The following is a 25,868-nucleotide window of genomic DNA, read 5'->3' as shown; positions in this document are numbered from 1 at the left end:
GCTATCGACGCGATCCTTTCCATGCGTCGGCAAGGGGACGAGATCCGGAAGCTACGCATCGAGACGTTCGACCAAGCAATGCGCCTCGCAAATGAGCGTGCTCCCAGCACGCTGGAGGGGGGGCAGTACAGCTTCTATTTCAGTTGTGCACTGGCCGCTTTGTACGGGCGCGAAGCTCTGCAACCCGTTCGAGTTGAGCGTCTCACTGATGCTCGCGTGCTTCACTTGGCTGCGCGCATCGAGCTTGAGCCGGCTTCCGATTTCGCGTCGGCGTTTCCGGCCGGAACACCTGCCCGCGTTGTCCTGGATCAGGGTAACGGGCCGGAAGAAATGATCGTACGACATCCCTTGGGAGATGTCGCAAACCCGTTATCCGCCGACCAGGTCGTGGAGAAGTTCAGGAGCATCGCAGGACAGAATGTTTCCCCCCAATGGCAGGAAGAGGTACTCACAGCGATTGGTGGCCTTGAAACCTCAGGTTTCTTGCCGCTTCTGTCTGCCCTATCACAAAGGGACAGTCGACGCGCGACATCTGCCGCGCAGTTCCTCAAAGAGGGAGCTGGAAAATGACAACATCTCGATGTTAGATCGGCGGCTTAGGGAAGTCCTTCGCACGGTCCGACCGCACCATGACGGGGCCCAACCACCGCCTGCCAGGCACCGATTCGATGGCGCAGGCGCTGGGCGGCATCGCTGACGCCTAGTCGCAGGCCGGCTATCCCATGCGCGCCGTTATTTGCCTCGCTGGGTGACGAATCGACCGCCATGCTGGCCTTTGGCGGTGCGCTCGCGCACTCATCTATGTGCGCACGTCAGGGATCGGCCAGAAATCGAGCTGTCTCTGCTCGGTTCGGTGGTGCGCCTGGTGGGCTAGAGCCTCATTACCACCAAGTGCGTAACAAGAACCCGGTTTCGGGACAAGCACGCATCACTAGTACCGCCGAGCGGCTGGGGATCAGCGCCTCGTTCAGTGAAGGGGCAGTTGCTGGCGCTGCTCGGCGAGCTCTTTGCCACCGGCAGTCGCGACAAGTGGTCGCTAAGCCGCGCAGCGCCGACATTCCGCGCCCGTCAAAACGCTCCTCGAAACGTCAAACGATCCCGACGTTATCGCTAACGGCTATATCAAGCACGTCGACTATCCCAAGCTCGGCTAGAAGCTGAAGGTGCGCGGCACGCGTTGGCAGTTCTCCGACACGCCGACTAAGCTTGGTATCTCGCCCGAGTTCGGCGAGCGCAACGAGGCTGTGCTCGGCGAGCTCGGCGAGCTCGGCTATAGCGCCGCGGAAATTGGAGAGTTCAGGAAGCGTGGGATCAGTTGAGCTCGTGATAGACTATTATCGCTCCGTCGTGGCACTGAATTCGACATTGCTCGCAATGCCTGATAGCGCGGCAATCTGGATGCCAAGCGACAATGATCGCGGCAATAATCACCTCGCCGCGACACCGACCATGCTGATGCTGCGCCTCAATGTTCTTTTATTGCGCGGCTGCGTAGCTCGGATCAAATTGGATCCCACGCTTGTCTCACGCGTTAGCTAGCACCGGTTTCAGAAGCCGCCGCGAGCGGTTGAGATCTGTGCCGTGAAATGCGCGCTCCTCAGCATGACGCTGCATTTGCTTCAGCGCAACAGACTCATTCCTAGGAGGCCATGAGGCGACCGTTTCGGGATTAGCGCGGACGATTGTACCGGGCCCGCAAGTAGGTAGGAACTTAAGACGAGTTTGAGCGTACGCATACGACGAAGGCCGCCTGATTGACGCATGCGCGCGAGCGCAACGAGCTCTATGAAGGGCGTTGCGTGAAGATCAGGCAGCCTGCTGATCGGCGGGAGTGTCGCCTTGGCGGAGGAGCTTCCATTCCCAGGGCAGCAGTTCGTGCAGACGCGATACGGGAAGATCGGCGATACGGGCGACGATATCGGCGAGCCAGGCCTTGGGATCGACATCGTTGAGACGACAGGTGGTGATCATCGTCAGCATGATGGCGGCGCGGTCGGCACCGCGCAGGCTGCCGGCGAAGGTCCAATTGCGCCTTCCCAGGGCGATGCCTCTCAATGCGCGCTCAGCACAATTGTTGGTCAAGCAGATCCTGCCATCATCGAGAAAGCGGGCGAAGTCGTCCCAGCGCCTGAGCATGTAATTCATGGGCTTCAGGACCTCGGAGGAGCGCGAGAGGGGTTCGCGCTCGAGGAGCAGCCAGGCATGCATGTCCTCGAGAAGCGGCTTGCTCTTTTCCTGGCGCACGGCGCACCGCTCGTCGGCGCCGCGGCCGTTGATGGCGCGCTCGATCTCGAACAAAGCGTCGAGGCGTCTGACCGCCTCCAACGCGATCGGCGAGACCGGTTTGCCCCTGTGGCCTTCCCGGGCGTTCTTCTCGATGTCGGCCAGCTCGAAGAAGCCCCGCCGCGCATGGGCGAAGCAAAACGCCGGCGTAATCGGCAGCACCTTCTTCTGCGGATCGAACAACGGCTCGAAGCCGTTGTAGCAATCAGCTTGCAGGATACCGGCGAAGGCGGCCAGATGCTTCTGTGGATGCTCGCCTCGACGGTCGCTCGAGGCGTAATAGACCGCCGCCGGTGGCGCTGGCCCGGCGAAGGGCCGGTCATCCCGCACATATGTCCAGATCCGACCGGTCTTGCACTTGCCCTTCGCCAGGATGCGGATGGTGGTGTCGTCGCCATGCAGGCGCTCGGCAGCAAGCACATGGCGTTCGATCAAGTGGAAGAGCGGCATGACGGCGAAGGTCCCGTGGCCGACCTGGTCGGCCAGCGTCGACAATGGCAGGTCGATCCCCTCGGCCTTAAAGCGCGCACTCTGGCGATTAAGCGGGATGTGCATGCCGAACTTGTCGAACAGAATCGTCGCCAGCAATTGTGGGCCGATGAAGCCGCGCGGCGTCGCGTGGAACGGCGCCGGCGGCTGGCTGATCTTCTCGCAATCGCGGCAGGTGAACTTCTCGCGCACTGTCTCGATGACCTTGAAGCGGCGCGGGATCTCCTCCAGCGTCTTGGTCACATCCTCGCCGATCTTCGCGAGCCGCGATCCGCCGCAGCAGGCGCAGCTCGTCGGAGCCTCGATAACGATGCGCTCGTGTTCGATGTCGTCCGGCCAGGGCTTGCGTACCGGCCGCTTGCGCGTGAAGGCGCGCACGCTCTGGGTCTTCGCCGCCGCGGCCTGAGCCGCAAGCTCATCCTCGCTCGCCGTGGTGGCGAGTTCTTCGAGTTCCAATTCCAATTGTTCGATCAGACGCGCCGTGCGCTCGGAGCCCCGCCCGTACAGTTCGCGCTTGAGCTTCTCGATCCGCAGCTCGAGATGCGCGATCAGCGCCGCGTTGTCCGACAGCTCCGCCCGCGCACTGGCAGCCACCGCCTCGGCGAGCAGCCGCGCCTCACGCTCGGCCTGCAGCGCCGCCAGGGCACTCACAAGGTCCGATGGAAGTTCGTCCGGCTTCGATATCATGAAGCCATTGAATCAGATCAAGCAGCAGATTCAAACCCAAAACGGCTATCCGATCCGCGTCGGACGCTGGGCTTCTTGCGGGTTGCGCCAATCGATTCCGGACAACAGGTAACTCATCTGCGCCGGAGAGATCGTCACTGCTTCGCCGGCAACCGAAGGCCAGATGAACCGCCCTCTCTCCAGTCTTTTGGTGAACAGGCATGCTCCCTGGCCATCGTGCCAGATCACCTTCACAAGATCGCTTCGGCGACCGCGGAAGACAAACAGATGACCGCTGAGCGGGTCCTTGCGCAGCACCTCCTGCACCTGGAGTGCCAGCGTTGGAAAGCCTCGGCGCATGTCCGTGTAGCCTGTCGCAAGCCACACGCGCGCGCCCGTCGGAACCGGGATCATCGGCGCACCAGAGCCTCGAGAACCCGACGCAGGGCGTCTCCATCAACGTCGCCGTCGACCCGAATGCGGTGCCCGCTACCAAGGTCGATCTCGATGATGCCATGGCTCTTCCGTCGACGCGCCGCCGTCGTCGTCAATGGCGCTTCGGCCACCGCCCGCGGCGGCACAGACGACCCAATCTCGACCGGCACGAACGGCGCTATACTCGCTTCACTGGGCTTGCAAAGCTCTTTGCGCCACCTAAACAGCTGGCTCACATGAAGGCCAGCCATGCGAGCCACCTCGGAGACGCAGGCTCCGGGCTCGAGCGATGCTGCAACAAGCCGTTCCTTCTCATCCTGCGACCACCGGCGCCGCCGCTCGACCGATGTGATCACCTCCGCCCTCGAAATCGTCATAGCGCTTCTCCTAGGATTACCCCTAGGACCTGCAGCGTTCGCGTCCGTCAAACAAGGCGGCCCTCAACGCAGGAATACGTTTGAGCTGCGTGAAAGTTGGCTCTAGACGCCGCCCATCGCGAAGCCGATGTCGCTAGAGACGTTGTTCGTGCGGCGTCCGACTTGCGCCGGCCCAGCCTTACTTGGCTGAATCAAGCGTCGGCAGGCGATAGCGGTCCTTTGGGTCGTTCCAACCCTTGAAGTTTGGCTTGCGCTTTTCGACAAAGGCGGCGCGCGATTCCATGAGGTCGCTCTTGGCACCATGCTCCTGCAGTGCCATAGCCAGTTTGTCTTGCTGTACCGTTGGCGCTGGTCGCATCTGGCGCATCATGTGTACGGTGTTGACGCGTGATGCCGGCGGCAGGCTCAACAGATGTTCCGCTGTGGCCAGCGCCTCAGGCAGGAGGCGGTCGGCCGGCACTAGCCGGTTCAGAAATCCGATCTCGTAGAAGCGCTGTGCGGTGAAGCGAAAGCCAAGCGCCATCTCCATGGCGATCGGGTACGGCAGGTTGGCAATGTGGCCGTGGTTGTAGCCGCCCAACAGCCAGCGCTTGGCTTCCGAGATCTCGAACACCGCTTCGGGGACTGCGAGCCGCAGGTCGGTGCGCTCGACCAGCATGAAACCGCCGCCCATAGCGAAACCATTTACTGCGGCGATCACTGGTTTCTCGAGCGTGCCGGCTATGAACGGATCCTCTTTGGCTGGCAGCTTGCCGCCGAGTGTGCCCGAACGCAGCGACTCGTTCATATCCTCACCCGCGCAAAAGCCCGGGCCGGTACCGGACAAGATCGCCACTTCGACTTCGGTGCTGTGGCGGAAATCGGTCCAGATATCGGCGAGCTCGATTCGCATCTCATGGTTAAGGGCGTTGAGCCGCTCGGGCCGGTTCATCCGCACCAGCAGAACCTGTCCACGACATTCTGTTTCCACTACCGCCATCTCTGCATCCCTCTATGTTGGAGCTAAGCGTCATCGCCCGTGCCCACGCGTGAGCTGCGTTGCTGGACCGAGCTTAAGCCGCTCGCGCTAGGAGGACCTCAGCGCTTCGCTCATCGAGCGCGGATCGCGCGGCAGCCAGCGGCCGGCTTCGACCAGCGCAATAAACCGCTCGACTATCTCGTTGAATAGCGCCCGCTCCTCGAGATAGAGCACATGGCCGGACTTCCGAACCATGGCGAATCCCGAGGCTAGCAAGTGCCGCTTCAGGAAAAGGCTCGGCTCAATGCAATCGTCGTCGTCGTCACCGCAGATGATTGATGCAGGCGTCGACACTTTGCGGATCGCCCCCATCAGCGTATGGATCGAGGGGCGGCCGATGAATGAGTGCAGTTGGCCGAGTCGAGCGAATCGTGCCGCGCCAGCGCGTCCTAGAAACCCGTTTGCCCGCGTGGTCCTTGAACGGAGCCCGGCTCGGCGCCTCGCACGTCGCCTTGGCAACACCGTCGGCGCCGATGGTCGCGAACTGCTCGTCGTGCGCGTGGCACTGCGCGCGAAAGTTTCCCAGATTTTGAGATCCGAACCTGAGCCTTCACCTGCGAAGGTTAGCGCCAGCGCGCGCTTCGTGTTGAGGCCGACCTGCAGTGACGAGTACGAGCCCATCGACGGGCCGACAAGGTGGGCCTGCTCGATCTTCAGGTGATCGAGCACCACGAGTGCGTCGGTGTAGAAACGGATGTAGGTGTAAACATCCTTCGATGGCGGCACGTCTGAGGGCGTGTAGCCGCGTGCCGAGTAGGCGGTGCAGCGATGGCCTTGCGAAAAATACCGCATCTGCGGTCCCCAGTTGGTGCGATCTGCGGCGAACTCACGCAAGAACAAGTTCGACGTGCCGCTGTTCGGCTTCTTCATAGTGCAGGGCACGTTGTTCGACGTCCTTGCATACGGCCATTCTGCGTCACCAATTGTCTTATTGCCTCCGTCGTGTCCTAGGCCAGTGCAGCGATGGACAAGGCTAGTCATTTCAAGAATATTATGCGGACTCTAGAGACGGATTTCATTAAATGCGGCCCGCGGGGCGCCGGAATCATGCACACAGTCGACTCTCTTGATAATTTTGCAGCCCTTGTTGGTGCAGTCTTGCCCTTTTCAAGTCCGCTTAGGCCAAATCGCGATGCGTCTCGGCGGCATCCGATCCACGCAGCTGAGTAGAGCTCTCTCGTGATGCATAGGGAATGCGCTTGGGCAGCTTAATCGCGGTGCTGGCGGCAAGCTCTCGCGCGGCGACTTCTGCGCAAAGCGAATGAGGAATGTTCGGAGGCATAGATCAGGTCGCAGGAGAGCGCCAGCTAGAAGCGCCATAGCGCAGTAGGTCTCTAGTCCCGGCATTTGTTGGAGCGGGTTGAGCTCGGATCGTTTTGGCTGCGAAGTCCAGCATTGGCAGATGTATTCGTAGGGCGTGAGGCCCGTCAGGTCTTCAGCCGCCGAGCCTAGGTGTCGGGCGGTAATGAAATCGGCAAGGGGAGCTCCAAGCTGATCGTGTCCGTCGTAATGAACGGTAGCTTTCTTGATGTGCGGTTCATGCGCTCGACGTTGCCATTGGTCCAGGGATGCTTGATCTTAGCCAGCCGATGTTTGATCCTGTTTTCCTGGCATCGCATATCGAAGATGTGCGTCACGTGCCTTACCGTCGGGGCGTCGGCAAAGCGCGGCAGGAGGGTGAACTGGATCCATTGTCGGTGACCACCATGTGAATGTTTTAGGGGCGGCGGACGAATGTCTAGGCTGAGGTCCTCCCCGTTCTCCTACTTACTGGTGCGATCGATTGCGACATGGAAGTAAAGCTTGCCTTCAGCGGTCTGGAGTTCGGCGATGTTGATGTGGAAATAGCCGATCGGACAAGCCTTGAACTTCTTTTTGAGGGTTTGCCACCTTCGACCTGTGGCAATCGGCTGATGTCGTGACGCTGGAGAGCAGCGATGCAGGTACGACCGCATCAGATGCGGGACGGTCCGCTGCAGGGCTAGAGGCAATCATCGAGTGGCAGCAGCGTGTGCCGTCGGAAGCCGACGATGATCGCCTCCTTTTTGATTGCTAAGAGCAGCGGACTTGGCTTCCTTGAGGCCAGTCGAACAGTCGGAGACGTCTAACGCTGCTTCCAGTTCGCGACACTCTTCTGGTTGATCCCGTGGCGCTTGCGGGTCGCTCTCAGGCCCTCTTTTGTAGCGCTCGACGGACTGCCTTCGTTGTGGCGCAGTCATATGAAACCTGTCCCATAGCGCATGCTTCAAGTCGTGCAACAAGAATGCACCATCAAAGCTTGGGACTAAACACGTATATGGCTGAATTCCATCAAGAAAGAGGAATTATCGCTGGATTTGCGCGCGGGCGACACAATTGTTTTGAGAGAATCGACATCGCTCTATGATTATATTCTTACGATCTGTTGGTGACCTGGAACGTGCCCGACGCGGACCGTCTGCAGAATGCTAGCTCCTTCAAGGACACTGCCGAGGTGTCAAGAATGAGGCGCGCCGGAGTAGCAGGGTTCGCCGTAAATTGCGCGATGGGTATATAACGAGCCTGGCGACCGACAGCACAACGGGGAAGCGGCATGAACGGTGCAGAAAGTCTCTTGCGAACGCTTGTCGGGTCGGACGTCGAAGTCTGTTTCGGCAATCCTGGCACGTCGGAAATGCATTTCGTTGCAGCGCTCGACCGGGTCCAGGGCATGCGGGCTGTGCTCGGCCTTTTCGAAGGTGCGGTGACCGGTATGGCCGATGGCTACGGGCGCATGGCGGAGAAGCCGGCCGCGACCTTGCTGCACCTCGGACCAGGGCTGGCCAACGGCCTCGCCAACCTCCACAACGCCCGTCGCGCAGCGACGCCGATCGTCAATATCGTGGGTGACCACGCGACCTATCATCAGCAATATGATGCGCCGCTTGCGTCTGACGTGCATGGTTTCGCCCGACCCGTCTCGGCATGGGTGCATTCGTCGCCAAGCGCCAAGACTGTCGGCGCGGACGTGGCGCGTGCCGTGCAGGCGGCGTTGCAATATCCTGGTCAGATCGCGACGCTGATCCTACCTGCCGATACGGCGTGGCTCGAGGCTGATTGCCCGGCGCCGGGTTTGCCGAAGCCGAAGCCGGCGATGGTTTCCGCCGAGGCGATCGACCAGGCTGCCATGGCCCTCAAATCGGGCCGCAAGACCATGATGCTGATCCGCGGAGCCGCATTGAAGGAGCGCGGGCTCAATGCGGCCGGCCGCGTGGCTGCGGCGACGGGTGTGCAGATTGCTTGTGATACCTTCGCACCACGTTGCCAGCGCGGCGCCGGACGTGTGCAGATCGAACGCATTCCTTATTTCGCCGAGCGGATCGTTGATTTCATGAAGGGGACAGAGCAACTAATCTTGGTAGGCGCGAGCCCCCCGGTGAGCTTCTTCGCATATCCAAACAAACCGTCATGGTGTACGCCCGAGGGCTGCAAAACTCTATATCTCGCCCATGCTCACGAGGATGGAACAGCCGCTCTGGAGGCTCTCGCTGACGCTGTGAAGGCGGCGAAGCAACCATTGCATGTCGGTTCATTGAGCAAGCCAGATCTTCCGATCGGACCGCTCGATCCACAGACCGCCGGACAGGTCATCGCCCATTTTCTTCCCGGGGATGCCATCATCTCCGACGAGGTGGGCTTTCATCGATTTGCAGCCACTATCGAGCCGCATGATCATCTTGCCCTGACCGGCGGCGCGATCGGGCAGGGCATTCCCGTCGCCGCTGGCGCCGCGATCGCCTGTCCGGATAGAAAAGTTGTCTGTGTCCACGGTGACGGCGGCGCAATGTATACGCTGCAGGCGCTATGGACGCAGGCACGAGAATCGCTCGACGTTACCACGGTAATCTATGCCAATCGCTCCTACGGGATTCTCAACATCGAGCTCGCGCGCGTCGGAGCCGGAGATGCCGGACCCAAGGCCCTTTCGATGCTCGATTTGCACAATCCCGAGCTGGACTGGGTCAAGCTTGCGTCGGGCATGGGCTTGGAGGCAAGCCGCGCAACTTCGGTAGGAGAATTCGCGAGCCAATTCGCCAGCGCGATGAAAAATCGTGGTCCCCGTCTCATTGAGATCGTTCTCTAGTTTCGCGTGATAGCCTGGAAAACGCTGATTGGCGGCGACTGCAGTTCGTACCGATATGGCCGGTCCTCCTGTTGCGACGCGCTCGGCCTCATGGTTCGCGACGTGCCGCAAGAGACGCTCCTCATGATGAAGGTCTAGAATTTTGGCCGTGAACTAAACCTCATTCTGACTGATTGTGACACTTTCGGATGGGCGCGCGACCTTTGGTTGCGCAGGGCCCCAATATCGGTCGCCCGGTGGCCTGTTCGTGCTGCAGGTCAGGCGCTATCCGATGGCGCCTGCAACGGTTACACTTTGCTGGACGGCTCGACGCCTGGTAGCGTCCAACATCTCCAGCGCCAGAGCATTAACGTGAACACCAGGAGGGCACTGGCAGCAGAGCGGCGGTAGTCGCAAATATCGTGAGATGATACGGCAACTGCCAATCGAACGTTGATCTTGACGCATGGAGGAACCTGCGCGGCGCGCCAAGTGATATAGCCGCGCGCCGATCGCAGATGCGGTCCCCTTTGTTCTTTGACCCCTGTCTTTCGTTCGTGATCTTATGGAGCCTTGGTTTTAGGTGAAGCGCAGATTTTCTGCGCCCACAGCCCCATATTGCAGAAACGCGGCTCTTGACCCGGGGTAGAGGTTACATCGTGTCCGTCATGCCTTGCTTGGAGAAGACAAATGAAAGCTCGTTCCGAAGATGGAGCAGCCCGCTTGATGGCTCAAGTCGTCCACCAGGAACAGGCGAAGGTGACCGACGCAGAATGGCAGATCCGTTGCGATCTCGCCGCGCTTTACCGCATCTGCGACATGTATGGCTGGACCGACACGATCAACACTCATCTCTCTGTGCGCATTCCGGGCGAACCGAACTGTTTTCTGATTAATAACTACGGTGATCTCTTCAGTGAGGTTACCGCATCGAGCCTTGTAAAAGTAGACATCGAAGGCAACATCCTTTCTGCTGGTGGTGAGTTTAACCCGGCGGGCTTCATTATTCACGGTGGAGTCTACAAAGCCAGGCCTGACGTCAACTGCGTCATGCACACCCATACGCGCCCCGGCACTGGCATCTCTGTGCTGAAGAGGGGCCTAAGGCCTATCAGCCAGGATGCGCTTTCGGTCTATGATGAACTCGCTTACCACGAGTACGGCTCGTTGGCCGCAGGCGCGCAGGAGGAGGGAGATGCGCTTGGCGCGACCTGTCAGAAGGGCGACTCCCTAATACTGCGCAATCACGGACTGCTCACTGTCGGCGCCACCATCCAAGCCGCACTCCGACGAATGTACATGCTGGATCGCGCTTGCGAAGTCGAGATTATTGCCCGCAGTATGGGCGAGACACCGGCGCCGATCGAGCCCGAGGTAGTCGAGGACTCTGCACGATATATGAAGGTCGTACGCGCCTCGCCTCAGTTCGGAATGGCCGACTGGCGCGCCGCCTTGCGCCAACTCAAAGGCCGAGGCCCGGACTGGCGGCAGTAGATGTGAGAACCGTCTGAAGTCCAACTTTCTCTCCGCTCGTGTGGTTAGAGAAGCAAATGTTTGACACCTCCTCGATGAGGCACCTGCAGGTTTGTACGAATGGCAGTAGTTGCAGGAGTTCGATCGCCAACGGGCCCATGCCGCGGTTCACTTCTGCGATTCCAGGTCGACGAACGAGTGGGGTTGATTGCGATTGGCGAGATGGATGGCCTCGGCTGAGGCAGCGCGCTCCAGCCAATGAGAATTCGTAAAGCATTAGATGACGTCGGCTTTGCTGCACATGACCACGCCTGCCGATCCAATGACAATCACGACCTAGAGGAAAGAGCTCATGACGTCTGATATCCACAACTCGCAGAAACCAACCCGGCGCAAGGCGCTGTTGGAAATTGGCGCTGCGGCCGGCGGAGCAGCTCTGGTGATTGGCAGTCCGCGCATTTTGCGCGCGCAAGAGTCTTCGCTGGTGGTAGTCTCTAGTGGCGGAGTGTATGAAGATGCATTGCGAAAAGCGGTTATCGAGCCATTCCAGCGCGAGACGGGCATAAAGGTAACCTACGCATCTCCGCCAAATGCGGCCAAACTCAAAGCGCAGGTCGACGCTGGTAACGTAGAATGGGATGCCCTGGAGTTATCAAGCCCGGCGTTCAGACCTGACGCGGCGAAGTATCTTGAAGAAATCGACTATGACGCGTTCGACAAAGAGACTTTGGATAATCTTGTCCCCGAGGCAAAGATGAAATTTGCGGCGGGCTCGTTTGCCTACAGCACCGTTATGGGGTTCTCAACGGCTGAATACCCCGCCGGAAAGCCCCGGCCGAGCACGTGGGCGGAGTTTTGGGACGCCAGCAAGTTTCCAGGAGCGCGCTCGCTTCAGTCATGTGCAAGAGGAGGTACTTCTGCAATCGAATTTGCGTTGCTGGCGTCCGGGGTTCCTAAGGACAAACTTTACCCGATTGATTTCGAGAAAGCATTTACGTCACTGAATCAGATTAGACCTCATGTAACAAAATTTTGGGTCGAGGGAACGGAGGCAACTCAGCTCCTTTCGGATCGTCAGGTCGCAATGTCCTCGGGGTATAATGGCAATTTGCAGGCCCACGCGAGCGACGGTACCGGCGTGAATTACCGCTGGGACGAGGCACAGCTCAGCCCTCTTCACTGGGTTGTGCCAAAAGGCACCAAAAACCGTGCCGCAGCGATGCGGTTTGTCGCCTACCAAGCCACTGCACAAGCGCAAGCTCGCCTCAATAGCCTTATGTTCTACGGTCCGCTGAACCGCGCAGCGTTCCAGTATATCGATCCTAAGGCGGTCGGCCTGCTTTCCACGGCTCCTGCGAATCTGGAGAAACAATTCTTCACAAACCTTGCATTTTGGGGAGGCCAATCCACGTCCGGCAAGAGCAATACCGAAGTGCTCATTGAGCGCTGGACTAAATGGCTGGTCAATTAGAGCTTGTCGGGGTTCGCACTTGAGCGCCAAGCCATTTCACGCGCTCCCTTCGGGTGCCTCGACCCACATGAGCGCGCGGCCTTCAGGCTCTCGGGATTCCTTCGAAGGATACGCCCCAGATTTGGAGCCAAATTGTCTGGATCCGTTCGACAGACTTCACTTTAACGGAATGTGAGTGTGCGCTACCGCGATGCCGTCCTGTTTGCGCCCCCTGCTGATCCCCAAAAGCCACGAACTCGAATCGGCGAAGTGCCCTCTGTAGTCCGAATTTCGTGCTGCGCAGGATTAAAGTCTCCGGGCCGCGGGCCACACTCGCCTGCAGCCAAGAGAGACTCGATCCGGGATGCCGGTGCAATGCAACGTCTGACATTGCGTGTTGGCTACGATATTGCGATGGACCTGATGCTGACGCATTGCTCGATGTATACCAAGGAGACGACGCAGCGGAGCTTGGTTAACAAGATTGTAGATAGCAAGGTGGTCGCGCAGACCGCGTTCGTGGCCCGCGCAGATCGAAGGCTTTTTCTTTTGCAATCAATGGGCTGAATTCCAGGGGGCAGACTGACGGCACTGCTGCGCAAGGGATGAGCCGCCTGCGAAAGGTTCGCAATCGCATTTTGGCTTCGACAAGATGATGGCCCCAAAAGCTGTCCCGAAGAAACGCGCTTTCTTCGGGACGTGCAGCCAAACCGAAAGGAACTCTGAGGTGTCCACTTACGTCCCAATTCATGATCCACACTCCGTCAAGTCCGTCGCCTGCATAGGCACGGGAACGATCGGAGGCGGCTGGGCGGCTTATTTCCTGTCGCGGGGGCTTGATGTGCGGGCATTCGACCCGGCACCACAGCAGAGAGCGCGGCTCCGGGCAAATATCGAAGCGGTATGGCCGCGTCTGTCACAGCTCGATCTCGCCCCGAACGCAAGCCTCGACAGACTCCTGATCTACGACACGATCGAGGAGGCGCTCGATGGGGTAAGCTACGTTCAGGAGAGCATAATCGAGGATAAGCCCGCCAAGATGGCCTTGTTCGCCGAGCTCGACGTCAAGACAGCGGCAAACGTTGTCTTGGCGACTTCTTCGTCGCAGTTCGTTCCATCTGACCTCGCGGCCGATTGCCAGTTTCCGCAGCGGGTTATCGTGGCCCATCCATTTGTTCCCACCTATCTCATTCCGCTGGTCGAGCTTCTCGCTATTCCTGGCAAGTCGGACAGAGCGGTACAATGGGCAAGGGAATTCTTCATCGCTATCGGCAAACGGCCGGTCGTGCTGAAGAAGGAGATCGAAGGCTACATCGGCAATCGTCTTCAGTCAGGCTACCTCGACGAAGCACGCCGCTTGGTCGAGGAGGGGTATTGCGCGTTCCAGGATATCGATGACGTCATTGTCAACAGTTTCGGAATCCGTCTCGCTTTTATGGGGGTAAGTCAATACTATAACCTTGGTGGCGGCCTTGGCGGCATCGAACACATGTTCGAGCTGTTCGGCTGGAAGGGCTCGGTCGAGGCGCAGGACGACCTGCGTGCGACCGTACAGAAATTTGCACCAGGCGCCTCAATGGAAGAACTTGAAGAATGGCGGGACCAAAACATCATCCGCATCCTTAAGGCGCGCCGCATGGGACCTTCAGCGTGAGCGCGCAAGACCGGTCCTTGCGTACTGCTTGGGTCAGCGCTCAAAGCCGGACAACCGCATCGTAACGTAACTTGCAGTGGATGCAGTTCATATTGCCGGTTTATGCCGACTATCCGAGGCTGTGTTTGCCGGCGTGGGTGGCATGTAATTGGATCTGCGCAGTATTTCTTGTGCCTCCGTTTCCAGTTGCGAAGGTCAGGGTATTGCAGAAGATTATTTGGGCAGGAGCCGACTACCGGCGCCCCCGAAGAATGGACTCCACGGACAGCACGTCGAGCTCTGCGCGGGACTTCTCGTCAGGGACGGGCTCGTTGGCTTGGTGCCTGAACTTGGTCCGCAAAAGCTAGGAAGCCTGCCGACCTGTCTGTCCGCTGCCCAAGTTCAGAATGTCCTCCATCGTTCCGATCGGCCACTGCGATAGGACTCCGGGATCGCGCCAGCCCCTCGTGTAACGCTTTGGCCAAGCTCGGTTTACGGGTTGGAGGTCGCCACCCTGAACCTGGATGAAGCGATGAAGCCGACCGAGGATCCGGTGAGATGTTTATCGCGGAGGGCCGGTAGCGACCGCCGATGCCGATGCTCCAGGTGCCGACGCCGCCGTCTTTGCGAACCGGCTTGATAGCCGCCCGACACCGTCGTGTCGCCGGCTGTTTCTGCTCACGCTGGCGCCTCATATCGCCTTTGCATCCGGTTGCGCTTTACCATGATCGCCGAGGCCGACTTGGAGCGCGCGGCATCCGTGGTTCGCCCACCATGGCGCACATATTCGGACACGTTTTGCCACCGAGCTTCTCCCGATGCAATCTTGTCAGAGATTGGCAAGCTGCTGCTGCGAGACGAAAGCCATCACACACCTACGCGAAGGTGGATATCCGAGGTAGGCAAGGCGCAGTACAAACAGCCATCGCGGGATCTTCCGCAACTGACCGTGCGCGGCCTCGAAATCATTCGGTCCCAGGGAAGCCACAAGCGACCAAGACGCCGCTTCTCGATGGCCGGGCGTCACTCGCCCTCGATGCGGAATCCGAGGCAAAGCGGCCACCGATTCCGACGGAAGGCGGCCAGCGATTCCGATCGAAAGCGGCCACCCAATCCGAACGAAGGCGGCCACCCTGTTGATAGGGTGAGACGGGGGGCGTTGTCGGCAATCTGAACGGGGCAAGGTCCCTCCTTTTGCGGTTCACGTAATGGGAGGTCCGATGCCCGCCGAGAGATTGCCGATGCGGAAGATTCGAGAAGTTCTACGCCTGAAGTATGCCTGTGGGGTGAGCGATCGGGTGATCTCCCGATCGGTCGGGATCGGTCGCACGGCGATCGCGGAGTATGTCCGCCGCGCCGCGGTGATCGGCATCACCTGGCCGATACCGGAGGAGCTCGACGACACAGCACTGGAGCGCAAGCTGTTTGCGCCAGCCGGCTACAACCCGCCGCGATCGAAGCCGCTTCCGGATTGGGGGCATGTCCATGCCGAGTTGCGCCGCCGCAGCGTAACGCTGGCGCTGCTGTGGGAGGAATACCGCGGCCATCATCCCGACGGCTACGGCTACAGCCGGTTCTGCGACCTCTACGTCGAATGGCGCCACGGCATCACGGCGACCATGCGGCAGACCCACGCGGCCGGCGAAAAGCTGTTCGTGGACTTCGCCGGCGATACCGTGCCGGTGTTCGACGGGCTTACCGGGAAGGTGCGCGCCGCCAAGATCTTCGTCGCGGTCATGGGAGCGTCGAACTACACATTCGTCCAAGCCCGGTTCAGCGAGGCGCTGCCCGACTGGATCGGCGCCCATGTGGATGCGCTCACCTTCCTGGGCGGAGTGCCGAAGGCGCTCGTCTGCGACAATCTGAAGGCCGGGGTGACGGTGGTAAGCCGCTACGAGCCAGGCGTCAACCGGACTTACCAGGATCTTGCCACCCATTACGGCACCACCATTATGCCGGCGCGGCCCCGCAAGCCGCGCGACAAAGCCAAGGTGGAGGCGGCGGTTCTTATCGTCCAGCGATGGATTTTGGCGCGGCTGCGCAACCGGCGCTTCTTCTCGCTCGCCGAGTTGAACGTTGCGATCCGCATCCTGGTCGACGAACTCAACGCCCGCCTGATGCGCAAGCTCGGTGCCAGCCGCCGCGAGTTCTTCGACACCATCGATCGTCCGGCCCTGATGCCGCTGCCGGCCGAACCCTATCAGTACGCCGAATGGCGTCGTGCCCGTGTAGCGCCGGATTACCATGTCGAGGTTCAGGGGCACTTCTACTCGGTGCCATCCCGCCTGATCCGCCAGGTCGTCGAGGTGCGGGCCACCGAGGCAACCATCGAGGTGTTCCATCGCGGCACCCGGATCGCCAGCCACGCACGCTCAGGCGTCAGGCGCCGCCACACCACGATCCCCGAGCACATGCCGAGCGCACATCGCCGATACGCCTTCTGGACGCCGGCACGTCTGCTGGCCGCCGCCGAGAAGATCGGTCCGTCCACGATCGCGCTGTGCCAGGCGATCATGCGGACAAAGCCCCATCCCGAGCAGGGCTTCCGATCCTGTCTCGGCATCCTGCGGTTGGAAAAGACCTATGGGACGCAACGTCTGGAAGCCGCGTGCCGCCGTGGGATCAGCATCGGCTCAGCGAGCTATCGGTCGATCGCCTCGATCCTCAAGACCGGCCTGGACAAAGCCTTCCTTCCCGACACCGCCCCCGAGGCCGATCCCATCCAGCACGGCAACATCCGTGGCCGCGGCTACTACCACTGACCACCAACAAGGAGACCTTATGCTCAGCAACCACACCCACGAACGTCTCGCTGCTCTCGGGCTCGCCGGCATGGCCAAGGCCTTCGACGATCAGCAACGCCAACCGGACGTTACCGCGCTGACCTTCGAGCAGCGCCTCGGCCTGATGATCGATCGCGAAGCAACCGAGCGAGAGAACAAAAGGCTCATCGTGCGCCTGAAGTTCGCCTCGCTACGGCAGGCCGCAATCGTCGAAGATGTCGATCTGCGCGCTCCGCGCGGCATCGACCGCGCCTTCTTTGCCAAGCTCGTCGATGGCGATTGGATCAGCCGCAAGCAAAATTTGCTCATCACCGGGCCGACCGGCGTCGGCAAGAGCTGGATCGCCTGCGCACTCGGCCACAAGGCATGCCGCGATAATCGATCCGTCTTATATCATCGCCTGCCAAGGCTGTTCGAAGCTCTTGCGCTCGCCCGCGGGGACGGACGCTATGCGCGGCTCCTCAAGACACTATCGAGGGTCGATTTGCTCATCCTCGATGATTGGGGCCTCGCACCGCTTACCGGCGAGCAGCGTCGCGATCTCCTCGAAGTCGTCGACGATCGACACCAGCGCGGATCGACCATCATCACCAGCCAGGTGCCGATCGAAAATTGGCATGAGGTCATCGCCGACCCGACCATCGCCGACGCCGTTCTGGATCGGCTCGTCCACAATGCTCACCGCCTCACACTCAAGGGAGACAGCATGCGAAAGATCACTGCGCAGCGCGCCAATCTTGACGCAGCCAAGAAAACCTGACCCAACTCCTCATGCCGGCAACGACACTCCGGCCGCCTTCGTCGGAACAGGTGGCCGCCTTCGATCGGAATGCATGGTCGCGTTCAATCGGAATCCCTGGCCGCAATCCCCGGAATCCGCACCCTCGACGATGGAGGTCTTCACGCCGAACTTATAAGTCCAGGCGGCCTTGCCCTTGCCGATGTACTCACCTCTCAGGGGCATGCAGGTAATCGAGCCGGTATCCGCGCTGACGTTGCTCCTGGGGCCGGAACTGGGATGCGCGCGACAGCGAACACCACCTCAAGCTCGCCTTCGGTCTGTGATTTCGCGGCGGAAGTCGCGTATCAGTTGGCGAGTCAGCAGCATAACCACGCTCGTCAAAAAGTAGGTCACCACTATCACCCAGGTCGTGAATGATCTCGATTAGGACGCGCGACCCCTCGGACCGCAAGTGCAGTTCTCAGGCCGCGGTCATTAGCGACTGAGTACGGTATGCCCAACGCAGTAGCTCGTCGATGTCGCGGTTGGGATGACCGTTGACGATCCCCGTCGGGACGGTCCCAGAGATAGGCAAGAGGGTCGACGTCATTGCTTGCAGCTTCACGACACCACCATTACCCAGGTCGCAAAAGACCTCGGTCAAGACGAAGACTGGCTGCGCCAGTTGCAATAGAGATGGATCGGCCTAATCCGGGTCTTGGCGCCGGCGAACTCAAGCGCTCACCGACTTTTGCATCGAAAACCTGATCTGAACTCGTCAGGTTCTACAAGGAAACCCCAAGCAGCTCACGTGCTAGCGACGGAAATGATCAAACCAGCTTGCGGACCGCACGGATGCGTACCTGGAACCTCGAACTACACAAACCTGAAGAAGGATCTAATGGCGGTCAGACGGAGGATGACCATCCACTCAACAAGGTCCAATCACCAAGGTCGCGAGGTACCTCGGCGAAGACGAAGATCGGCTGCGAGACGTCGCCAATGGAATGGAAATTGAGACGGGGCCATTTGGTCTTTGGCGTTATCGAAGACGGCGTCCAGGCGTTTACCGACCTTGGCATCGAGCGCCTCATCGAACTCATCCGATCTATAAAGTAGATCCGGGGTTGCTTGAGCTTTGGCCGTCAGAATAATCCAATCGTCGCGGCCTACGCCGTATGGGTACGTTCCGGCGATCCTAAAGGCGGCCCACGCCGTAGGAATTCCACGGAGGCGCTCAGCGACAACATCCTCGAACCTCGTTCTCGACAATCGCCCCCGAGGCGCGTCCAATCAAAGGTGAGTTGCGCCGACGCTTGGCTAGACACAGAAGGCATCGTTTTGTGACAAGCGTAACGATTCAGGCAATCTACCGGTCGTCTGCATCGCCCTCTTCAGTATAGATATATCCCGGCCGCGATTGACCGATACAGCGCCAATGATCTCAGAACGTTCCCCAAGGCCGATGAGAGTCCAAGCGTTTGCTGTCGAGTGTTCAGAGAACCGGTACTGCACAGCTTCATCCGGAAAGCCGATGCTCTGAACATTGTAGTCGTATTGATCAGACCAGAACCAGGGTACGTTTACGAAACTGGTAGGCACCTCTGCCATATTCCTCGCCGCAGTCAGTCCATGATCGATTGAGGTCTGCCAGGATTCGATCCGCCGGAGCCTCCCGTCCGGCCCATAAGGATGGCTGGACACCTCGCCGGCGGCATAGATCCTTGGATCAGATGTGACGCAAAATCGATTGACGACGACTCCATTGTCGACATTCAGCCCGCTTTCCACCGCTAAGCCGGTGTTCGGAATGATGCCGACGCCAATTGCGACCGCGTCCGCCAAAAGAATTTCGCCGTCGACGACGATCGCGTACCTCTGGTCGGGAAGACGTTTGACCTCCGTAATCGACACGCCCAACCTCACGTTCACGCCTTTTTGGCGGTGAGCCTGTAAAGCCCAGTCGCTGACGAATGTTGGCATCCCTCGCGTCAAGACCCGCGGAGATGCCTCAAGGACAGTTACGTCGCAGCCACGCGATTGCGCTGCAGCAGCGATTTCAAGGCCGATAAAGCCTCCCCCAATGATGGCCAGCCTGCCCCGGCCAAAGATAACCTTGCGTAGGTGTCTCGCATCATCCACTGTTCTAAGGTACTCGCCCGTGGTCCGCGCCGCGTAGAAGTCCAGTCGCCGCGGACTTGAGCCAGTTGCGATCAATAGGCGGTCGTAACAGTAGGATTTGCCTGATTGTGCAATGGCGATGCCGGCGGACCGGTCAAGCGCGGTGATCCGCGTTCCAGTAAGCAGCTCGATCGCGAGGTCGGCGTAAATGCCCGAGCGGAGCAACCTCAGCTTTTCTTCGTGGAAGGCGCTGTGGGAAAGTGCATTTTTCGATAGAGGAGGCCTATCATAGGGTGGTTCATGTTCTTCGCTGATAAGAGTGATGTGCGCCCCACTATCTATACGTCTTAGCTCGAGAGCTGCATGATGCCCTGTTGGGCCGGCGCCAATAACAACAAACCGATTCATATCACTGCCCTATCGGACTTGAGCCTCGATGACTCTCACGCGTGCTTCGACTATTCCTGCAGCCGCGCGGCCTGCTCATTGATGTTAAGCGTCGAGGCCGACTTCGTCTGGAACAGCGTGAGGTGACGATAGACAATGCTCGCCCTCCAGGAGCCGAAGGTTAGGTGTTTTTGTCTGCCTCGCAATCACCAGGTAACTAGATCGCTTCGGCGTGTAAGAGCGGCCGCAGCTACATATCGACTACGACACGACCATTTTCGATTTCGACGTTGAAGGTTCTGACGAAGACCCGCGGATCGGCTGGACAGCGACCCCTCTCGACATCGAATTCATAGCCGTGCCAAGGGCAGCGGACAACAAAGCGGCCTTCGGCGATTTCGTAACTTCCGGGACTATCGCTTGTGAGCATAGATTCCAGCACCCCATCAGATAGGATTGCGCCATAATGAGGACATCTATTCCACAATGCATGCATCGTTCCGTTCGAGGTATGAACTAGAATGAGAGGGCGACCCTCCACCTCCACGGCTCGCATCTGCCCTTGAGGCAATTCGTCCAGCGAAAATAGTATATGCTTCATCGTCCCAAATCCTTCAGCCGCGGATATGTTTCCAACGCGTTGCGGTACCGAATCCTCTCGCGCAGCGCTGCGGGCAGCTTGGGTGAAATGGCGTAATCCGCTGAATCGGCGTCATAGTGCGGATAGTCTGTTGCGAACATAAACATACGATCCGCTTTAATCCATTCAATCATCTGCGCCATGTGTTCAGGTTTGACATCGCTAAATGGCTGAGTGGAAAACCTGACGTTTTCTTGCATATACTCACTTGGAAGTCGCTTTACCCATGGAACATCGAGGCGCACCTCACGGTACTGTTGGTCAGCGCGCCACATGAACCAAGGCACCCATCCAACTCCAGGCTCGAGAAAGACAACCTTCAGCCCAGGAAATTTGTCGAACACGCCGTTGAATATTAAGCTTGCGATTTGATTCATGGCTGCCTGCGGAGCAGCGAGAGTGTGCCATTCTATAAAAGTTCTGGGCCAACCGATGCCCGTCCTTGTATCGACGCTGTGATGGAAGGTGACTACTAATTGATGCTTAAGCGCCGTTTCGTATATGATGTGATAGCGCGGATCACCCCATTGAACGTCGCTCGAGCTCGGCAGAAAAACCTGCACAAATCCCGGATGGTACGCCTTGCGCTCAATTTCTTGGACGGCGACCGCCGGATCATCCGCCGGTGGCAAATGGATCGACCCCCGAAACCTATCATCTCTATCGAGCCAGTTGTCGATCTGCCAGTCGTTATATGCGCTAGCGAGCGCGGCCGCGAACCCGAATCCGCCCTTCATTGTTGATGGATAAAACATCCCATTAAGTATCGCGTGGGTTACTCCCTCGCCATCGAAGAGATGCCGCTGAAGCGTTTGTAGGTCGTGAGCATAGGTACGATCTTCCAGCAGCCAGTCCTTCCTGACTGCGCCAGGCCCTGCTGACGGCGAAGGGTACGGATGATCGGTCGGTGCTGTTGTCGCTTTCCAACCACGCTCGGTGATATGCCCCTTCCACTGCAAGGGTAGGTAAGGAAGAAGATCAGCCCCGGATCTTAGGCTCTCATGTACATCCGTATCGATGAGAAGATCCTTTTGGACGGGCGAAGGTTGTCGGTCTCGCGATTGATGCTCTAGAACTCTATTTTCCATCTTTTCTTACCATAAAAGGGGCTCGGCCCGGTCATGACATCAATTTGCGAAGTCGTTGTTCTGTTGCGTGGCCGTTCCGGTAGCATCAGGAAGCGGCGTCTAAACGCCGATCTGAAGAACTCCGCCGATTTCACGAATTGCATATGTCTGGAGATCACAATCGACGATACCGCCGAGTGCGCGGCCACAGGTGACATCGAATTGGCCGCCATGCAGGGGACATTCAACAACCGAATCCGCCAGCCAGCCATCGGTCAACAATGCAAATTGGTGCGTGCAGACGTTCGAGGTCGCGTAGAATTTGCCGGCCACGTTAAAGATTGCTAGTCGCAGCTCGCCGAGCTCGACCCCTATCATTTCGCCCGCCGGCACCTTACCGGCGCTAATCACCGTCACCCAATTATCGGACATTGCATCCCTGATAACCTGCACGCCTGAGACCCTCTCGTCACGGGAGAAGAATATCTGCGGAGCTTGTATTCATAAGGCGAGATGCCTTGCTCGACGCAGCGAGATAATGGCACAGTGCAGGGAGAGCCACCGCATAGTGGGAAAGCGGACCCCGATGAAACCAAACTCGCGTCAATATGCCGACCCTGCTGGTCTCTGAGAAATAGCACGCGACGGCGCCCAAAGACCGCAAAAATCCGGTAAGATTCGCACAAATCCTGCAAGACTATATGGGTGATGTAACGGGCTGCGCCCCCGGATCATCTGATCGGACGATCCTGGTTTGCAGTTCGAAGGAGCGTCGCGTCTAAGAGACACCCCTGCGAGCGTCTGATCAGAGTCCCCGCCCGCAAAAAAGCCGCCTGCAACATTGCTGCCGCATCAAGCACTTCGATGGATGTGGTGCTCAGGCCACCTGGAGACACCACCGCATACGTCCCGTTTTTCAAGCGATCTGCTATCGTTTTGCGAGCTCGCCCACTACTTGCTTTGTCTAACTAAACGCCACATCGACAATTTTACCTATGTGCGATGCGTGCTCGACAAGAGGTGCCGCGAAGCCAAGAATGTGATCGCGATCGGATGGCCCCCGATCCGAGAGAAATGCAACACCGATGACAGTCTTGAGGGCTTTAGCGTAAAGCACATAGGGATTATTGCGGTAACGCGGGTAGCCCTTCATAAATCGCGGCCGACCTTTATCCGGGGAGGCTATGAGTGCCTGACACTCTTTGACGCGATCCACATTGTGACGCGTGCAGCTCCCAGATCGTCCCATCACGCTAAGCCTAGAGGCAAGCCCATATCGCCACCGGTCTCCGGCTTGGTTCCATAGAACGTCTCCCATCAGGCGCAGACTCCATACGCTACTCGGCTTCGCCGTGCTCAACTCGGCGCGGAGCGCTCGCGAAGGTCAGGCAGCCACGATTTGCTTCATCCGATCCTTAAAGGCGCAGGATTTAGGCGCGAACCGATACTACGTTGCGCAAAATGCGATTTAGGCCAGTGATACCTATTGCCAACAAACGCTTGATTTAGATTGTGGTTGGGAAGCCAGATGGATCTTTCTTTTACAGAAGAAGAAGAAAAGTTCCGCCTCGAAATTCGTCAGTTCCTGCTCGAGAACGTGCCGGAGCAGCTACGGCACAAGTTGCTCAACGGTGGAGAGCTAACAAAAGACGAGAAAGCTATGGGAGCGCGTATCCTGCATAAAAAGGGCGTTCCTAGCTGGCCAAAGGCATACGGAGGTGCCGGTTGGTCCCCTCTAAAACAATACATCTTTGAAGAAGAGGTGCGAGCGTTTCCCGCGTGGGCTACGTTCGGCTACGGCGTGTCTTTGGTTGGCCCTGTCATCTATACGTTTGGCAATGACGCTCAGAAGAAATATTTTCTGCCGCGCATCGCGAACGCTGAGGACTGGTGGTGCCAAGGTTTCTCAGAGCCCGACGCGGGCTCCGACCTCGCCTCACTCAAAACGCGGGCGGTGCGGTGCGGCGATCACTACCTGGTTAACGGGCAAAAAATCTGGACGACGGGGGCTCAATATGCCGATTGGATCTTTTGCCTAGTTAGAACCAATCTCGATGCAAAGAAGAAGCAGGAGGGTATTTCGTTCCTCCTGATCGACATGAAAACGGCCGGTGTTAGTGTGCGTCCCATCCGGTTGATTGACGGTGGGTACGATGTCAACGAGGTCTTCTTCTCTGACGTCCGCGTTCCCGCCGACAATCTCGTCGGTGAGGAGAATAAGGGCTGGACTTATGCCAAATTTCTCCTCGGTAACGAACGCTTTAGCGACGCGGGAGTCGGCCTATCCAAGGCGCGCATCCAGCGTGCAAAAGATCTTGCTGCGCGGTGCCACGTAGGCGGCAAGCGTCTTATCGACCAGCAAACCTTCCGTGAGAAGCTTGCGGCAGTCGAAGTCCAGCTGAAAGCCTTCGAAATGACGCAGCTGCGAGTGGTCTCTAGCGCGTCGAAGCAGCAGAATGGCGGGCAAGACGCCGCCAGCTCCATTCTCAAGCTGAGGGGCTCGGAAATTGAGCAGGCGACGACTGCGCTTCTGATGGATGTGGTCGGTCCTTACGCGCTCCCCGAAATTTCCCGAGAGCAGCGCGAGTGCCCTAGTGAGTCGTCGATCGGCCCCGATTGGGCATCGTTGATTGCGCCCGCTTACTTCTACAGCCGTGCGGTGACAATTTATGCCGGCTCCAGCGAGATTCAAAAGAACATCATCGCAAAGGCGATCCTTGGCCTCTAGTTTTTGGGGGGGGATCGCGCCCCCGTTCAGGAGAACGTCTCCAGTGAACTTTGATATATCGGAAGAGCAGCGCCTGCTGAAGGACAGCATCGATCGGCTAATGCTCGACAACTATACATTCGAAGACCGCCGGATGTATCAGGCGCAGGAGCGGGGCTACAGCGAGTCGATGTGGTCACGTTATGCCGAACTCGGGCTCCTTGCGATGCCGTTTGCCGAGGAGTATGGCGGGTTCGGCGGAGGGCCGGTCGAGACCATGATCCTTATGGAGTCGTTTGGAGGGGCGCTGATCCTCGAGCCCTATTTCGCGACCGTGGTGCTTGCCGGTGGCCTCCTCCGTCATGCGGCGAGTGATGTGCAGAAGTCGGAACTCATTCCGGCCATCGCGGGAGGCCGAACGAAGTTAGCCTTCGCCTATGCCGAGCCACACTCGCGTTACGACCTCTTTGACGTTCAAACCCAAGCAAGGAAGGATGGCGACGGCTGGATCCTGAATGGCACGAAGAGCCTCGTCCTCCATGGCGATATAGCCGATAAGATCGTCATATCGGCAAGAACGGCCGGAGGCGCTCGAGAAAAGCATGGGATAGGCCTTTTCTTGGTTGACAAAAATTCGTCGGGCCTACGGCGCCTCGGTTACCCGACCCAGAACGGCTTGCGCGCGGCCGAGATTAGACTGGAGAATGTCCGAGTTGAGGCAATCAACGTAGTTGGCGATCCAGCAGAAGCGTACTCAGTGATTTCGCGGGTAGCAGACGAGGCGATCGCCGCGCTCTGTGCAGAAGCCGTCGGCTCCTTTGCTAAAATGAATGCCCTAACGGTTGACTATCTCAAGACGCGCGAGCAGTTCGGCAAGAAGATTGGCAGTTTCCAGGTGCTGCAGCACCGGGCAGCCGACATGTTTGTCGAATTCGAACAGTCACGCTCGATGGCCATCTACGCTGCGCTTATGGCCGGCGAAAGCGACGCCACCAAACGCGAGCGCGCGATTTCGGCGGCGAAGGTCCAGATCGGCCGGTCAGCAAAGGCGATCGGGCATCAATCGATCCAGCTTCACGGCGGCATCGGAATGACCATGGAGTACAGCATCGGTCACTACTTTAAGCATGTGATCATGATCGACACGGTGCTCGGCGACGCAGATCATCACTTGGAGCGACTTGCTGCGCTCGGAGGGGTCAGTGGCTAGCAAACGAATTGAACCAAAAGTTCAAGAAGTTTGATGTGATTGCACTGATCAAACGGAACGTCCTGTTGTCAACGCCATCGTTGCGTTGCGCCAGACCTCAGGGTCGGACCAACGAGCATTGTCGGAGCCAGATTCATGAATAGGCTGGAACGTCTGCTGCGACCGAAATCAATCGCAGTGTTCGGAGGTCGGCAAGCAGCCGCTACCGTCACGCAATCGATTAAGATGAAATTTGCGGGCGAGATTTGGCCGGTGCATCCCACTAAAGAGGAAGTCGCTGGCCGCAGGGCATTCCGCTCGGTGGCCGATCTGCCCGAGGCGCCTGAC

At 58.8% G+C, this 25,868-nt stretch carries 21 protein-coding genes and 2 pseudogenes; 12 read left to right on the top strand and 11 right to left on the bottom strand.

Annotated features, from left to right (window positions below; translation table 11 throughout):
* Positions 1 to 570: pseudogene (locus AC0L3S_RS36070) on the top strand (MmgE/PrpD family protein); the annotation flags it as partial.
* 593 nt (positions 571 to 1,163) lie between these two features.
* Positions 1,164 to 1,319, top strand: coding sequence for a hypothetical protein (locus AC0L3S_RS36065; RefSeq protein WP_259219337.1), 156 nt, complete (start codon positions 1,164 to 1,166; stop codon positions 1,317 to 1,319).
* Positions 1,320 to 1,806: 487 nt separating this feature from the next.
* Here the strand turns inward: AC0L3S_RS36065 and tnpC are convergent, their stop codons facing one another.
* The 6 genes and pseudogenes from tnpC to AC0L3S_RS36035 form a co-directional block, all read right to left on the bottom strand.
* A complete protein-coding gene (gene tnpC, locus AC0L3S_RS36060) occupies positions 1,807 to 3,459 on the bottom strand; it encodes an IS66 family transposase (RefSeq protein ID WP_259219338.1) in 1,653 nt (550 codons plus the stop codon).
* 45 nt (positions 3,460 to 3,504) lie between these two features.
* On the bottom strand, positions 3,505 to 3,852 hold the full coding sequence (tnpB, locus tag AC0L3S_RS36055; RefSeq protein ID WP_231188510.1) for an IS66 family insertion sequence element accessory protein TnpB: 348 nt from the start codon (positions 3,850 to 3,852) through the stop codon (positions 3,505 to 3,507).
* The gene (tnpA, locus tag AC0L3S_RS36050; RefSeq protein ID WP_259219340.1) at positions 3,849 to 4,250 is read right to left on the bottom strand and encodes an IS66-like element accessory protein TnpA; all 402 of its coding nucleotides are present in this window, start codon (positions 4,248 to 4,250) and stop codon (positions 3,849 to 3,851) included. The genes tnpB and tnpA overlap by 4 nt, the downstream gene beginning before the upstream one ends.
* Before the next feature lie 178 nt (positions 4,251 to 4,428).
* Positions 4,429 to 5,229, bottom strand: a complete 801-nt coding sequence (locus AC0L3S_RS36045) for an enoyl-CoA hydratase/isomerase family protein (RefSeq protein WP_259219341.1) — start codon at positions 5,227 to 5,229, stop codon at positions 4,429 to 4,431.
* Between the two features lie 87 nt (positions 5,230 to 5,316).
* Complete coding sequence (locus AC0L3S_RS36040; RefSeq protein WP_473284556.1) at positions 5,317 to 6,150, bottom strand: alpha/beta fold hydrolase; 834 nt, start codon at positions 6,148 to 6,150, stop codon at positions 5,317 to 5,319.
* Between the two features lie 444 nt (positions 6,151 to 6,594).
* A pseudogene (locus tag AC0L3S_RS36035) lies at positions 6,595 to 7,503 on the bottom strand (transposase family protein); the annotation flags it as partial.
* Positions 7,504 to 7,840: 337 nt separating this feature from the next.
* Between AC0L3S_RS36035 and AC0L3S_RS36030 the strand changes: the two are divergent.
* From AC0L3S_RS36030 to istB, 7 genes are all read left to right on the top strand, one after another.
* On the top strand, positions 7,841 to 9,370 hold the full coding sequence (locus AC0L3S_RS36030) for an acetolactate synthase large subunit (RefSeq protein ID WP_259219343.1): 1,530 nt from the start codon (positions 7,841 to 7,843) through the stop codon (positions 9,368 to 9,370).
* 669 nt (positions 9,371 to 10,039) lie between these two features.
* Positions 10,040 to 10,843: a class II aldolase/adducin family protein gene (locus AC0L3S_RS36025; RefSeq protein ID WP_259219344.1), complete on the top strand. Its 804-nt coding sequence runs from the start codon at positions 10,040 to 10,042 to the stop codon at positions 10,841 to 10,843.
* Between the two features lie 331 nt (positions 10,844 to 11,174).
* Positions 11,175 to 12,293, top strand: a complete 1,119-nt coding sequence (locus AC0L3S_RS36020) for an ABC transporter substrate-binding protein (RefSeq protein ID WP_259219345.1) — start codon at positions 11,175 to 11,177, stop codon at positions 12,291 to 12,293.
* 354 nt (positions 12,294 to 12,647) lie between these two features.
* The gene (locus tag AC0L3S_RS36015; protein ID WP_259219346.1) at positions 12,648 to 12,839 is read left to right on the top strand and encodes a hypothetical protein; all 192 of its coding nucleotides are present in this window, start codon (positions 12,648 to 12,650) and stop codon (positions 12,837 to 12,839) included.
* Positions 12,840 to 12,999: 160 nt separating this feature from the next.
* Positions 13,000 to 13,926 carry a 3-hydroxyacyl-CoA dehydrogenase NAD-binding domain-containing protein gene (locus AC0L3S_RS36010; protein ID WP_259219347.1) on the top strand — a complete coding sequence of 309 codons (927 nt, stop codon included), beginning with the start codon at positions 13,000 to 13,002 and terminating at the stop codon, positions 13,924 to 13,926.
* Positions 13,927 to 15,125: 1,199 nt separating this feature from the next.
* On the top strand, positions 15,126 to 16,667 hold the full coding sequence (gene istA, locus AC0L3S_RS36005; protein ID WP_259219348.1) for an IS21 family transposase: 1,542 nt from the start codon (positions 15,126 to 15,128) through the stop codon (positions 16,665 to 16,667).
* 19 nt (positions 16,668 to 16,686) lie between these two features.
* On the top strand, positions 16,687 to 17,448 hold the full coding sequence (gene istB, locus AC0L3S_RS36000) for an IS21-like element helper ATPase IstB (RefSeq protein WP_007592724.1): 762 nt from the start codon (positions 16,687 to 16,689) through the stop codon (positions 17,446 to 17,448).
* Positions 17,449 to 17,457: 9 nt separating this feature from the next.
* On the opposite strand, the gene AC0L3S_RS35995 is transcribed toward istB, so the two are convergent.
* From AC0L3S_RS35995 to AC0L3S_RS35975, 5 genes are all read right to left on the bottom strand, one after another.
* Positions 17,458 to 17,652, bottom strand: a complete 195-nt coding sequence (locus tag AC0L3S_RS35995) for a hypothetical protein (protein WP_456652737.1) — start codon at positions 17,650 to 17,652, stop codon at positions 17,458 to 17,460.
* Between the two features lie 1,077 nt (positions 17,653 to 18,729).
* Complete coding sequence (locus tag AC0L3S_RS35990; protein ID WP_259219349.1) at positions 18,730 to 19,938, bottom strand: NAD(P)/FAD-dependent oxidoreductase; 1,209 nt, start codon at positions 19,936 to 19,938, stop codon at positions 18,730 to 18,732.
* A gap of 229 nt (positions 19,939 to 20,167) precedes the next feature.
* Positions 20,168 to 20,518 carry a Rieske (2Fe-2S) protein gene (locus AC0L3S_RS35985; RefSeq protein ID WP_374762387.1) on the bottom strand — a complete coding sequence of 117 codons (351 nt, stop codon included), beginning with the start codon at positions 20,516 to 20,518 and terminating at the stop codon, positions 20,168 to 20,170.
* Positions 20,515 to 21,645 (bottom strand): amidohydrolase family protein, encoded by a 1,131-nt coding sequence (locus AC0L3S_RS35980; protein WP_259219350.1) that lies wholly within the window; start codon positions 21,643 to 21,645, stop codon positions 20,515 to 20,517. The genes AC0L3S_RS35985 and AC0L3S_RS35980 overlap by 4 nt, the downstream gene beginning before the upstream one ends.
* A 99-nt stretch (positions 21,646 to 21,744) precedes the next feature.
* Positions 21,745 to 22,077 carry a non-heme iron oxygenase ferredoxin subunit gene (locus tag AC0L3S_RS35975; protein WP_259219351.1) on the bottom strand — a complete coding sequence of 111 codons (333 nt, stop codon included), beginning with the start codon at positions 22,075 to 22,077 and terminating at the stop codon, positions 21,745 to 21,747.
* Between the two features lie 1,075 nt (positions 22,078 to 23,152).
* Here AC0L3S_RS35975 and AC0L3S_RS35970 point away from each other — a divergent pair.
* From AC0L3S_RS35970 to AC0L3S_RS35960, 3 genes are all read left to right on the top strand, one after another.
* The gene (locus AC0L3S_RS35970; protein WP_259219352.1) at positions 23,153 to 24,352 is read left to right on the top strand and encodes an acyl-CoA dehydrogenase family protein; all 1,200 of its coding nucleotides are present in this window, start codon (positions 23,153 to 23,155) and stop codon (positions 24,350 to 24,352) included.
* A 43-nt stretch (positions 24,353 to 24,395) separates the two neighbouring features.
* A complete protein-coding gene (locus tag AC0L3S_RS35965) occupies positions 24,396 to 25,541 on the top strand; it encodes an acyl-CoA dehydrogenase family protein (protein ID WP_259219353.1) in 1,146 nt (381 codons plus the stop codon).
* Positions 25,542 to 25,676: 135 nt separating this feature from the next.
* Positions 25,677 to 25,868 (top strand): CoA-binding protein (locus tag AC0L3S_RS35960; RefSeq protein WP_473284551.1); only part of this gene is annotated, 192 nt, incomplete at its 3' end.

It is taken from the genome of Bradyrhizobium sp. Ken01, assembly GCF_055807355.1.
The sequence above is the reverse complement of the archived record's forward strand: the minus strand, read 5'-3'. Positions and strand labels throughout refer to the sequence as shown.